This is a genomic window from Advenella sp., from assembly GCF_052108595.1.
Classification (GTDB): domain Bacteria; phylum Pseudomonadota; class Gammaproteobacteria; order Burkholderiales; family Burkholderiaceae_B; genus Advenella.
Map to the genome: position 1 here is coordinate 36098 of NZ_JBQEAU010000004.1, position 12762 is coordinate 48859.

General features: G+C 55.4%; 13 protein-coding genes. 2 read left to right on the forward strand and 11 right to left on the reverse strand.

Annotated features, from left to right (window positions below; all coding sequences use genetic code 11):
• Positions 1–46: 46 nt before the first annotated feature.
• From ureC to urtA, 10 genes are all read right to left on the reverse strand, one after another.
• On the reverse strand, positions 47–1762 hold the full coding sequence (gene ureC, locus ACTIKR_RS01380; protein WP_442326980.1) for an urease subunit alpha: 1716 nt from the start codon (positions 1760–1762) through the stop codon (positions 47–49).
• Positions 1759–2067 (reverse strand): urease subunit beta, encoded by a 309-nt coding sequence (locus ACTIKR_RS01385; protein ID WP_193086731.1) that lies wholly within the window; start codon positions 2065–2067, stop codon positions 1759–1761. Before ACTIKR_RS01385 ends, ureC begins: the two co-directional genes overlap by 4 nt.
• Before the next feature lie 15 nt (positions 2068–2082).
• Positions 2083–2700, reverse strand: a complete 618-nt coding sequence (locus ACTIKR_RS01390) for a HupE/UreJ family protein (protein ID WP_442326981.1) — start codon at positions 2698–2700, stop codon at positions 2083–2085.
• 66 nt (positions 2701–2766) lie between these two features.
• Positions 2767–3069 carry an urease subunit gamma gene (locus ACTIKR_RS01395; protein WP_442326982.1) on the reverse strand — a complete coding sequence of 101 codons (303 nt, stop codon included), beginning with the start codon at positions 3067–3069 and terminating at the stop codon, positions 2767–2769.
• A 47-nt stretch (positions 3070–3116) separates the two neighbouring features.
• Entirely contained in the window at positions 3117–3977 is an 861-nt protein-coding gene (locus ACTIKR_RS01400; protein WP_442326983.1) for an urease accessory protein UreD, read from the reverse strand.
• Between the two features lie 6 nt (positions 3978–3983).
• Positions 3984–4679, reverse strand: coding sequence for an urea ABC transporter ATP-binding subunit UrtE (urtE, locus tag ACTIKR_RS01405; RefSeq protein ID WP_442326984.1), 696 nt, complete (start codon positions 4677–4679; stop codon positions 3984–3986).
• A 16-nt stretch (positions 4680–4695) separates the two neighbouring features.
• On the reverse strand, positions 4696–5544 hold the full coding sequence (gene urtD, locus ACTIKR_RS01410; RefSeq protein WP_193086736.1) for an urea ABC transporter ATP-binding protein UrtD: 849 nt from the start codon (positions 5542–5544) through the stop codon (positions 4696–4698).
• Entirely contained in the window at positions 5541–6689 is a 1149-nt protein-coding gene (gene urtC, locus ACTIKR_RS01415; RefSeq protein WP_442326985.1) for an urea ABC transporter permease subunit UrtC, read from the reverse strand. Before urtC ends, urtD begins: the two co-directional genes overlap by 4 nt.
• A 5-nt stretch (positions 6690–6694) precedes the next feature.
• Positions 6695–8341 carry an urea ABC transporter permease subunit UrtB gene (gene urtB, locus ACTIKR_RS01420; RefSeq protein WP_442326986.1) on the reverse strand — a complete coding sequence of 549 codons (1647 nt, stop codon included), beginning with the start codon at positions 8339–8341 and terminating at the stop codon, positions 6695–6697.
• 66 nt (positions 8342–8407) lie between these two features.
• Positions 8408–9685, reverse strand: coding sequence for an urea ABC transporter substrate-binding protein (gene urtA / locus ACTIKR_RS01425; protein ID WP_442326987.1), 1278 nt, complete (start codon positions 9683–9685; stop codon positions 8408–8410).
• Positions 9686–10152: 467 nt separating this feature from the next.
• Between urtA and ACTIKR_RS01430 the strand changes: the two genes are divergently transcribed.
• On the forward strand, positions 10153–10875 hold the full coding sequence (locus ACTIKR_RS01430) for a c-type cytochrome (protein ID WP_442326988.1): 723 nt from the start codon (positions 10153–10155) through the stop codon (positions 10873–10875).
• Positions 10876–10940: 65 nt separating this feature from the next.
• Positions 10941–11897 carry a c-type cytochrome gene (locus ACTIKR_RS01435; RefSeq protein WP_442327005.1) on the forward strand — a complete coding sequence of 319 codons (957 nt, stop codon included), beginning with the start codon at positions 10941–10943 and terminating at the stop codon, positions 11895–11897.
• Positions 11898–12090: 193 nt separating this feature from the next.
• Here ACTIKR_RS01435 and ACTIKR_RS01440 read toward each other — a convergent pair whose 3' ends face one another.
• Positions 12091–12576 carry a hypothetical protein gene (locus ACTIKR_RS01440; protein WP_442326989.1) on the reverse strand — a complete coding sequence of 162 codons (486 nt, stop codon included), beginning with the start codon at positions 12574–12576 and terminating at the stop codon, positions 12091–12093.
• Positions 12577–12762: the final 186 nt, after the last annotated feature.

A 12762-nucleotide genomic window follows, 5' to 3' on the forward strand; every position in this document is an offset into this window, starting at 1 on the left:
ACAGTACGCGTCATTTCAAACGGGTTCCTGGGAGAAGGGTGAAATATCAGAATAGAAAATAGCGCTGGGACATCGGTAATGTTTTGGCCGGCTCGCAGCTAAGGATCTGGCCATCGGCAAAAACCTGGTAGGTTTGCGGGTCGACCCGTATATCGGGCAGCCAGTCATTGCGCACCATATCGCGCTTGCCGATATTGCGGCAGCCGCTGACGGGGGACAGCGTTTTGTTCAGACCCAATGCGTGTACGGCGGGGTTGTCAAATCCTGCCTGGGACACAAAGGCCAGCGAGGTTTTCAGCGCACGCCCGAAGGAGCCGAACATTTTTCTGTAATGCACCGGTTGTGGTGTTGGGATAGAAGCATTCGGATCGCCCATGACCGCGTGAGCGATCATGCCGCCTTTGATAATAAGACTTGGCTTAACCCCAAAGAATGCGGGTCGCCACAGCACAAGATCGGCCAGTTTGCCGCTCTGTATTGACCCTACCTTATGGGCTATGCCATGTGCAATAGCCGGGTTGATGGTGTATTTGGCAATAAAGCGTTTGACGCGGTTGTTGTCTGCATGGCTGGGGTCGCCGGCCAGGCTGCCGCGTTGCTGCTTCATTTTGTCTGCAGTTTGCCAGGTGCGAAGAATAACTTCGCCAACACGCCCCATGGCCTGCGAGTCGGAACTCATGATCGAAAAGGCGCCCAGGTCATGCAGGATGTCTTCGGCTGCGATGGTTTCCCGGCGGATTCGGCTTTCGGCAAATGCCAGGTCTTCCGCGATGGATGCATCCAGATGATGGCAAACCATCAGCATATCCAGATGTTCGTCAATCGTATTGCGGGTAAAAGGCATGGTCGGGTTGGTCGAAGCGGGCAGCACATTGGGCATGCCCGCGGCGCGAATGATATCAGGTGCATGACCGCCACCCGCACCTTCTGTATGAAAGGTATGGATGGTGCGGCCCTTGAAGGCGGCCAGGGTTGCCTCGACAAAGCCCGACTCGTTCAGGGTGTCGCTGTGAATGGCCACTTGTGTATCGGTCTGGTCGGCCACGCCCAGGCAGGTGTCGATGGCTTGCGGCGTGGTACCCCAGTCTTCGTGCAGTTTCAGGCCAAGGGCACCGGCATGTATTTGTTCCAGTAGCGGAGCCGGGTCGCTGGCATTGCCTTTGCCAAGAAGACCGATATTCATCGCAAAGGCATCGGTTGCACCGAGCATTGCATGGATATGCCATGGCCCCGGGGTGCAGGTGGTAGCGAACGTGCCTGTTGCGGGGCCGGTGCCGCCGCCGATCATGGTTGTGATACCAGAGGATATAGCCTCTTCGATCTGTTGTGGACAGATAAAGTGAATATGGGTATCAATACCGCCTGCGGTAACGATAAAACCTTCAGCGGCAATAATTTCCGTGCCGGGGCCGATGACGATGGTGATGCCGGGCTGGATGTCAGGATTACCGGCTTTTCCGATACCCGTTATATGGCCGTTTTTGATACCAATATCGGCCTTGATAATACCGGCGATGGCGTCAACGATGAGTGCATTGGTAATGACCGTATCGGCGCAGTCGGCCGTGCATCGCTGGCTTTGCCCCATGCCGTCGCGAATGACTTTGCCTCCGCCAAATTTGACTTCTTCTCCGAATATGGTGAAGTCTTGTTCAACTTCTATAAACAGTTCGGTATCGGCAAGTCGAACACGGTCGGCTACGCCGTTTGCGATGGTGGGACCAAAAATTTCGGCATAGGCCTGCCTTGATATATTTGTCATTCCAGTGCTCCCATGACCTTTCCTGTGAAGCCGAATACGCGCCTGTCGCCGGCCAATGCCACCAACTGGACGGTACGGATTTGCCCCGGCTCGAAGCGCACTGCTGTGCCGGCAACAATATTCAATCGATACCCCCGGGCTAACTGGCGATCAAACAGCAGCGCCGCATTGGCTTCGGCAAAATGATAATGTGATCCAACCTGGATCGGGCGATCGCCTGTATTGGTCACTTCAAGGACAATCGTGGTTCGGCCCGTGTTGATTTCGATGTTGCCGTCGGCGGCAATGATTTCACCTGGAATCATGATTTGTCCCCTTGCTTAGTGACCGGTCAGCATCAATATCGCTCCATACGAAGCGATGCCTGCGCCGGCCAGCCGTGCTGGCCAGACATGACGACGTGTCAGTATCGCGCCGGCAACCATGCCGGTGCAGTGAATGAGCAGGGTAGAGACCATGAAGCCCAGAATAAACACGATGGCCGTACCGCCTTGAGGCAGTTCCAGTCCATGCGCAGCACCGTGAAAGAAGGCAAAGAACGCGACCAGCACGGCGCCCACGGGTAGTGGTAGCCTGGTCATTCCGGCCAGCATCAGACCCAGCACCAGCAGCGAGGCCATGATCAGTGGCTCGACCAGGGGGATGTGCAGTCCTGCCATACCCATCAGCGCGCCTACAAGTAGAATTATTGAAAACGACAACGGGACGTAGACCGCGCGCTTGATAGACGGATACACCAAGGCGCTCCAGACCCCCACAGCGAGCATGGCCAGCAGATGGTCGGGGCCGGCCAGCGGGTGCAGCAGTCCATCTGTCAGCATGGATATGGTATCGGTGTGCCCAGGATGCCCGGGATGGGCCAGCACTGGCTGAGCCAGGCTGAGTAGCGCGAGTGCTGTCAGCATTTTTCGCATTTGGGTGGCAGGTGCATGAAACATGGGATTTTCCTTTGTATTTAGAAACAGGAGCAGGGCAGGTTCGCCGCTGGCTGGTCGATTCAGTGTTCAGGCAATGGGATGATGGACGGTGACCAGTTTTGTGCCGTCTTCAAAAGTAGCTTCGATCTGGATATCTGGAATCATTTCGGGTACGCCGTCCATCACATCGTCGCGAGTGAGCACTTGCGTGCCTTCATGCATGAGCTGGGCAACGGTCTTGCCGTCGCGGGCGCCTTCAAGCAGGGCGGCGCTGATCAGGGCGACCGCCTCGGGGTAATTAAGCTTGAGGCCCCGGCTGCGGCGCCGCTCCGCGAGCAGTGCTGCAGTAAATATCAGCAGTTTGTCTATTTCTCTGGGGGTCAGATCCATGGTTTTCTCCGCAAGTACAAATTTAAATAGTCGGGCCGGTTATTGGATCAGGTGCGCCACAGCCGCAAGGGAATCGCAGCAATGCCCAGATGCAGTGGGCGCAAATGCTGCCAGCACGCGATCATTAATTGTCTGACTGCTTCAGCGTGTGTCCCAAGCAGGCGCACCAAGACCAGGCTGGTGGATGCATCAAGTGAAATCTGGCTGGCGCCTGCGCGCAGCCTGTCGGTCCAAGGTAAGCTCGCGGTAAGCTGCTCCATTTGTTCGGCGCTAATTACGGGACCGACACTCCAGACCGTAGCCATGATCGGAAAGTTGGCCAGTCCTGCGCCACGGTGCCTGATCGGATGCTGTGCATCGACCTGACCCGCTTCAGTCCATATCAGTTTGCCGTCGTAATGTAGAGTGGAATGGATGGTGATCAGGCCAGCCTGCCAGTGTCCCTGTGCGATGACGCTGCCCAGTTGATAGCAATCCCAGCCGATAGCGTGCGCACCGGCGGCAAGTTGGATATGGGTGTCGTTACTGGCGTCAGCCTGTTCAAATATCAGATTTTCCAGTGGCAGCCAGTCCAGGCTTGCGCCAGCTTCCACGCGGATCGTTACGGTCTGGCTTGCGGGTTTACCATTGGCTTTGTACCAGCGTGTTGTCCCGGGCGTGGTCAGTACTGCATGGGCAGCATCATGCACGGTCACATCAATGTTCAGTTCGTCGCCCCCCGCAATACCGGATGGTGGATGTAATATCGTTGCATGGCAAACGGCAGGTCCTTCTGGATAAAGGGGCTTCTGCACCAGCAATGGACCTGTATGGACATTGCTGGTCAGGGCACTGCGCCCGGACGGTTGGCAAGAAAATGCCAATGCGAGAGTTGCAGCCCAGCGTTCGGTTCGGATGACAGCTGACATTTGCGGTTACACACTAATGTGACGTTCAATACCGTCTGCATCAATATTTACGCCTTTTCCCTTGGCAATAATGACGCCGCGGTTCATGACAAGATAGTCGTCGGCAATAAGTTTGACGAAATCCAGATATTGTTCAACAAGAAGCACAGTCATTCCATGATCTGCAACAAGAAATTTGAGCGTTCTGCCGATATGCTGAATAATATTTGGCTGAATGCCCTCGGTGGGCTCGTCCAGAATCAGCAGTCGTGGTTCGCCCATGAGGGCCCGGGCAATCGCCAATTGCTGTTGTTGTCCACCTGACAAATCTCCGCCGTTGCGATGTTCCATTTCCTTGAGCACTGGAAAAAGCTGGTAAATGAAGGCTGGTATTCCTTTAGGTGTTTTGCGTGATGCTGCGCCGACCAGCAGATTTTCCTTTACGCTCAGTCGGGGGAAAATATCGCGTCCCTGTGGCACATAACCAATGCCCTGGGCGATGCGGTCGGCGGTCCCCATGCGACTGATATCGTTGCCGGCATAGCTGATCTGCCCGTTACGAATGGGTACGACGCCAAGCAGGCTGCGCAGCAGTGTGGTTTTACCCGCGCCGTTACGACCCAGCAGGGCGGTCAGGGCATTTGCTTCTATTTCAAATGAAATATCGCGGAGAATATGGCTGCCGCCATAATACTGATTGACGTTTTGTACGCTGAGCTGCATGGTACGCATTCCTTGATTAGCGGCCGAGATAGGATTCAATGACTTGAGGATCCTGCTGTACTTGCTGCATGGTCCCTTGCGCCAGTACTGTTCCGGCAGCCAGGACGGTTACGGTGCCCTGATCGCCTGCCAGGTTTGAAACAAAGCCCATATCGTGCTCCACCACGACAATGGAGCAGGTGCCACGAATGCGATGGAGTATTTCAGCAAGCTCGGCCGTTTCGCGGTCTGTCATGCCGGCCACTGGTTCGTCTAGCAGCAGTAACGCAGGCTTTTGCATCAGCAGCATACCAATCTCCAGACGTTGTTTCTGGCCGTGCGACAGTTCACCCGCAGCCCGATAGGCAACGCTCTCTAGCTTCATAATGCTCAGTGCATGTTCAATGCGATGGCGCACGTCTGCGGTTATGCGCGCGTTTAATGCGCTGTGCCAGCGACGATCTCCGGCATCGGCCAGATACAGGTTTTCCCAGACCGGCTGGCTTTCGAATACCGAGGGCTTCTGGAATTTCCTGCCGATACCCAGTTGCGCGATCTGCGGTTCCTGCATTGTCAGCAAATCCAGCGTTTGGCCAAGATAGACCTGGCCTTCGATAGTCGCGTTGCGATGGCCGCTCTTTCCGGTAATCACGTCCATCAGGGTTGTTTTTCCAGCGCCATTGGGGCCAATAATGCAGCGTAGTTCACCCTCTTTGATGTACAGGGACAAGTCATTGATAGCGCAGAAGGCATCGAATTTGACGGTCAGGTTTTCTACATACAGCACGACGCCGTGTGTTGTATCGATTTTTCCTGATTCGGCAAAATGGGCCAGATGGGTGATCGTGCCACCGGCGCCGGTAGTGTCAGCGTGGATATCAGTCATACCGCCTCCGAGGCCGGAGCCGCGTTCGAACCAGACGTAAGCGGTTGTTTGCGACGCCGTGAAAACAGCCCGATCAGCCCTTTGGGCATGAACAGGGTCACCACAACAAACAGTCCCCCAAGGACGTAAAGCCAGTATTCCGGCATGAACGCTGTGAAGAACGTTTTTGCACCGTTGACCGTGAATACGCCCAGGATGCTGCCGATCAGCGATCCGCGACCGCCCACGGCTACCCAGATCACCATTTCAATTGAATTGACGGGTGACATTTCACCTGGGTTGATAATACCCACCAGCGGCGCATATAAAGCACCCGCAATCCCGCACAGTAGGGCCGACAACGTCCAGATCGCCAGTTTGTACTGCAATGGATTGAATCCGATGAACATGACGCGACTTTCACTGTCGCGGATCGCAGTTATCACCTTGCCAAACCGGGATTTCATGATCCATTGAACCAGTACAAATACCAAGACGAGCACTGCAAAGCTAATCAGAAAAAGCACTGTACGGGTTTCGGTCGTGCTGATGGAGTAGCCTGCGATGGACTTGAAATCGGTGAAGCCGTTGTTGCCGCCGAATCCGGTCTCGTTGCGAAAGAACAGGAGCATGGCGGCGTAGGTCACCGCCTGTGTCATGATGGACAAGTACACGCCTTTGATGCGCGAACGAAAGGCGAAGTAGCCGAAGATGAACGCGACGATTGCTGGCACCAGCGCCGCCAGAATCAGTACCCAGGCCAGGGTCTGGGTGCCGGCCCAGTACCACGGCAATTGGGTCCAGTTCAGCAGGAACGTAAACGCCGGCAGCCCTGCCGACTCCTGCCCGGGCGCGGGTGCTTGCACCAGATACATGCCCATGGCATAGCCTCCCAGGGCAAAATACAGGCCATGCCCCAGGCTGAGAATACCGCAGTAGCCCCAAACGAGATTAAGCGACATGGCCACAATGGCATAGCAAAGCATCTTGCCGACAAGCGTGAGTGCATAGTCGCTGATATGTAGCGTGCTCCCGGGAGCGGCCCATTGCGTACCGAGCAGGGTGACCAGGAATACACCGATCACCACGGCGCACAGTGTCAGCCAGCCTGTACGCGAGAACAGCGGTGCCCGTTCAGGAATATTCAGTTCGAATGATGTAGTCATGAGCGTTAAGCCTCCGCCGCGCTGCGGCCTTTCTGGGCAAACAGGCCCTGGGGACGTTTTTGAATAAAGGCAACGATCAGCAGCAGGATGACAATCTTCACCAATACCGCTCCCAGCAACGGCTCGCCAAGCTTGCTCAGGACGCCCAGGCCGAAAGCGCCAAGCACGGTACCGATAAGCTGGCCGACGCCGCCGAGCACCACGGCCATAAATGAATCGATCAAATATGCTTGGCCCAGATCGGGGCCGACATTGCCGATTTGCGACAGTGCGACCCCGCCAAGGCCGGCAATGCCGGTTCCCAGCGCAAAGGCGTAAGCATCTACCTTGCGGGTTCGGATGCCTACGCAGGCTGCCATTGTGCGATTCTGGGTACAAGCGCGGATGAAAAGCCCCAGGCGGGTACGGTTCAGGACCAGATGCAGGCTAATGACAACTGCAATAGAAAAAGCGAGAATAATGAGCCGGTTGTAGGGAACCGCGAAAGCCGGTAACCAGGCAGCAAGCGGTGCAAAAGAGCCGCTCATCCAGATTGGATTGGCCACGTCCACATTCTGCGCGCCAAAGATCAGGCGTACCGTCTGCATCATCAGCAGGCTTACGCCAAAAGTGGCCAGCAGGCTTTCCAGGGGGCGACCGTACAGGTGACGAATAATCAACCATTCGATCAGGATACCCACGGCAGCCGCTGTTAGAAATGCCACGGGTAGCGCCGCAAGCAGGTAGTAGTCGAACCACTCGGGCATCCAGGTCTGAAAGGCGCGCTGCGTCAGATAGGTAGCGTAGGCGCCCAACATGAGAAATTCGCCATGCGCCATATTGATCACGCCGATCAGGCCATAAATCACCGCCAGTCCCAGTGCAGCCAGCACCAGCACACTGCCCAGGCTCAGACCGGTGAAGGCGTTATTGGCAAGGGCCGAATTGCGTTGTCGCGCATCAATATGTGAAAGCGATTCGGAGGCAGCAACAGCGATTGCACTCTGGGGATTATTTTCTTCGGAAATAATGTTGTTCAATACGGTGCGCGCATGGGGCAGGTTGACTGAGGCCAGCGATTGCACGGCCTGCAGTCGCTGTTCGGGCGCTGTGCTGTGATCGGCTGCCGCCGCAAAGGCATGCAGGATATCGAGCTTTTGTTTCAGCGCAGGATCGGTTTCTGCCTTGAGTGCCTGGTCCAGCTGCTGTGCCGACAGGCTGTCCGGGCGACGCAGCATATTTTCAATGGCCATTCGGCGGATTGTCTTGTCCTGGGAGAACAGACTCATCGAGGCCAGCGCATTCTGGATCAGTCGGCGCAGTGCATTGTTCAGTATCGGTTGACGGGTCGGCGCCGTTGGAGGCGCGATGCTTTCACCGGTTAAGGGGTCTGTGTAGCCTTGATCGGACTTGATCACGAGCCGTCCATCGGGCAGGCCCAACACAGTGCCTTGCGATAAGCTTTGCAGTAGCGGACGGGCGACCGCAGGATCGGCGTTCACCAGTTTTTCTATGGCCTCTTTGCGCTCCCCATAGCTGCCGGAAACAAGCACGTTCAGATCGGCCGGTGTCAGCGTGCTCGCATGGGCTGGCGTTACAGACATAAGCAGAACGCCGACAATCATGGCCAGTTTTCCAATCCAATCCTTAACGAGGCAAGGGGTGAGTTTCATGCGGATCTTTCCATTTTTTGCTGTCGGTTGCATGACCGGCCCGCCGGGCCGGGTCATTGTTCGCATTTATTTCACTTCATCGGGTTTTTTTTCATTGCCGGCAATGAACGGGCTCCATGGCTGGGCGCGCACGGGTTTTTCTGTTTGCCAGACAATGTCGAATTGCCCGTCAGGACGGATTTCACCGACCATGACAGGTTTGTATAAATGATGGTTGCTGCCCATTTGAATTTCGAAGCCGTCCGGCGCTGACACTTTCTGACCGATCATGGCCGCGCGAACGGCATCCACGTCAGTCTTGCCCGCTTTTTCAACGGCAGCTTTCCACATTTTCAACCCGACAACGGTCGCTTCCATGGGGTCGTTGGTCAGCGGTTTGTCTGCGCCAGGCAGCTTTTGCGCAGCGGCGTAATCCGCCCATTGTTTTTTGAAGGCCGAATTGGCTGGATTGTCCACGGACATAAAGTAATTCCACGCTGCCAAATGACCAACCAACGGCTTGGTGTCGATGCCGCGCAGCTCCTCTTCGCCCACGGAGAATGCGATGACGGGCGTATCTATTGCCTTGACGCCGGCGTTACCGAGTTCCTTATAGAACGGCACATTGGAGTCGCCATTGATGGTGGAGATGACCGCGGCTTTTCCGCCCGCAGCAAAACGTTTGATATCGTTCACGATGGTCTGGTAATCGCTATGACCGAAGGGAGTGTAGACTTCCTGTATGTCACTATCGGCAACGCCCTTGCTATGCAGGAAACCACGCAGAATTTTATTGGTGGTGCGCGGATAGACGTAGTCTGTCCCGAGCAGGAAAAATCGCTTGTAGCCGCCGCCTTCTTCGCTCATCAAATATTCAACGGCAGGAATGGCCTGTTGGTTAGGCGCCGCGCCGGTATAGAAAATATTGCGCGACATTTCTTCGCCTTCATATTGAACCGGGTAGAACAATAGGCCGTTCAGTTCTTCAAAGACCGGCAGCACCGATTTGCGCGAGACCGATGTCCAGCAACCGAAAACCGCTGCTACTTTTTCCTGGCTGAGCAATTCACGCGCTTTTTCTGCGAACAGCGGCCAGTTGGAAGCGGGGTCCACGATGACGGCCTCTACCTTGCGACCAAGAATGCCGCCTTCCTTGTTGATCGCGTCGATTTGCATTAGCGCGACATTTTTCAGCACAGTTTCGGAAATAGCCATCGTGCCGGACAGCGAATGCAGTATGCCGATCTTGATCGGCGGTTTGGATGGATCAATCTGACCCTGGGCCCAACTGCTGCTGAGCGCGCCAGAGCCAAATGCAAGTGCAAGACTGCACACCATGGTTTTAAGAACATTGCGACGTTTCATTTATCAGCTCCGGGATGAGTAAAGGCAAATTGCATGTGTGAGTAGCGATAGAGCTAAAGCAATAGTCGTGCCAGCAAACAGATCTCGTTGCTGCGGCGGGTCGAGCAACTCAAGCGGGAGCTAGCCTTACCCGCTTGCGCGCCACGGCAGGTAGACGCATTAAGGGAGCAGTGGGACAGCACATCGAGGGAGCATCAACGGGAATAAAAAGGTGCGCAAGGCGTTACCATTCATGAATGGTGATTTGAATTGGCTTGTGTTGATTCGATATTGGTGCGTTCGATACCAAAGGCGGTCGTCGATGCATGATGTCGGTGCGTCAATGCGCCGTGATGGTCCGTTTGAATTTGTGATACCTGGACATGCCTGCTTTACCCCGACCAGTCGATTCTATAAAATTACTAAAAAATATATACTAATAAGTAATAGATATATGAATGCAGTAGCATTATGGTTAGGAGTAGAAGATGAACAGAAATCGAAAAAAGCGTAGCGGAATATCCGCTGCAGCAATCGTGAGCGCTTGTAGCGTACTTTGGCTGCCCACAGAAATTGCGTCTGCCGGTGATATCGCGCAGGGTAAAAGTATTGCAGCCAAAGGCATTCCCGGCCAGGCGCCCTGTATGGCCTGCCATGGCGCAAATGGCGAGGGCATGGCAGCTGCAGGGTTTCCCTTTCTTGCCGGTTTGCCGGCCGTGTACCTTGAAGCCCAGCTTGTGGATTTTGCCCAAGGCAAGCGCAAGCAGGCCGTGATGGAGCCGATTGCCAAGGCCTTGAGCGCCGAGCAAAAAAAGGCCGTTGCTGTCTGGTATGCGTCCCTCAAGCCGGTAATCGATCCGGCCCACGCGGTGCAACTGCAGGACAGCTATCCCAAAGGCAAGATGGGCGCCTGGCTGGCGCAGCGCGGTGACTGGTCGCGCGGGCTGCCGGCCTGTGTGCAGTGCCATGGTCCGGGCGGCGTCGGTGTTGCGCCCACGTTCCCTGCTTTGGCGGGCCAGTCTGCCATGTACATCAAAAACCAATTGCTGGCCTGGAAAACGGGTGCGCGCGCCGATGACGCGCATGGTCTGATGGCGCATCTGGCACGCAAACTGACAGATGAGGAAATCGACGGCGTCAGTGCCTATTTCGGAAACGATATTGGCGCTGCTGCTGCCAGCGCGACGACAGCACAAGCAGGGGGGCAATAATGAACCGTCTTTTATTCCTTCGCACGACGCATTTTGTGGCCATGACAACAGTTATTTGCCTGATCATGCCTGTTGGTTCCGTGGCAGCGCCCGCGGATTCTGGCCAGCCTGCAGATGGTCATGCAACGACAGCCGCTGCTCCAAGGCAAGCCAATGCAGCCATGTCGGCCGATACCACGGGATTTTCGCCACCGGCGGCCGATGCAATACCTGATAACGAGTTCGGCGAGGCTGTCAGAAAAGGGCAGAACTATTTTTTACATACTTCCCGTTTGTTGCCGCAGTACACGGGCAATTCGCTCAATTGCGTCAACTGCCATATTGATGCGGGGCGACGCGCCGACTCGGCACCCATGTGGGGCGCTTATGTCCTATATCCTGCGTATCGCAAGAAAAACGGCCATGTCAATACGCTGGCCGAAAGACTGCAGGGCTGTTTTCAGTACAGCATGAATGGCAAGGCGCCAGCGGCCGATTCCGAGGCGATTGTCGCCCTCTCATCCTATATGTACTGGCTTGCCAGCAAAGCCCCAACCGGGGTCAAGCTTGCAGGGCAGGGCTATAAGCGCTTGCCTGCGCCTGCGCAGCCAATGGATCTTGATCGCGGCAAAGCGGTGTACGCAGCGCAGTGCGCTGTTTGCCATGGCGCCAACGGGCAAGGGCGCAAGACGGCAGGCGTGACCGTGTTTCCTGCCTTGTGGGGCGACGACTCGTTCAACTGGGGAGCGGGAATGCATCAGATGCCCAATGCGGCTGCGTTCATAAAAGCCAATATGCCGCTGGGAAAAGACAATACCCTGACCGATCAGCAGGCGTGGGATGTGGCCTATTTCATGAATTCGCACGAGCGACCACAGGATCCGCGGTTTACCGGCAACGTGCAGGAAACGCGCGAGCGGTTCCACGCAGCGGATGACAACCTGTACGGCCGTACAATCAATGGCGTGGTGCTGGGCGCCCAATCGGTGCCCTCTGGCGGACGGTTGCGCGGCCGGGATCAGGCGGCAGCGGCAGGTAAGTAAAGCAGAGGCGCGCAATGCTGGGTCGGAAGATGCAGGGGCGCCAGCCTTCAGGCTGCGTGTCCCGGCCTTTGTGTTGAATCAAAATCAAACACACATGAAAAAAGGTTCACGGGATAAACCGTGAACCTTTTTAGTGCCGCCGTGGCTGTGTGGCTGAGTCTCAGTTGCTTAGCACAGTCAGTGGCCTGGCGGATTATTTCCGGGATTTGCCGAGTTTGAAGAGCAAGTAATCGAACACAAAACCGGAAAATGCGGCAATCGTTGCCACTGATGCCCAGGATGTATCGCTTAGCACGCTCTGGAAGGCAAAAACATAGGCTGCGGTACCAAAGATCATGCCGAATACAGCACGGATGACCAGATAGGCCCAGTTTTCATCGTCGAGCTTGCAATTGCGCTCGGCGCGGGAAAAGCGAATATGTTCGTGGTCCAGAACGCAGGTGGCGACAGACAGCATCGAGCCGATAGCGCCAAAAAACATAGCCGAAAAACTGACAGACCAGGTAATCAGCGCGGTGAAAAGCCCGAAAATAATCAGGCCGATGACAAAGCCGCCATTGCTGAACAATGATTTGCCAGGCGATTTGCCGGCAGGCGTGTCGTCAGGGGCAGCCTGCGAAGGCTCGGACGGATCGGTGCCATGACGGTCATTGTCAGGCTCATGAATAGGGTCGGACATCGTAAACTCCTTCGATATACTGAAATAACAGACCAAATGCAGATGGCGCAATTGCGCTCGTCTTACTAAAGCATACTAAATTACACCAGTTTAGTTTTGCATTCGGGCAAACGGGTAATCGGATAAAATAAAAATATACCAAAAAGTGGGGCTCATGGCGCCCATAATTTTTTCAAACGCCAGCCG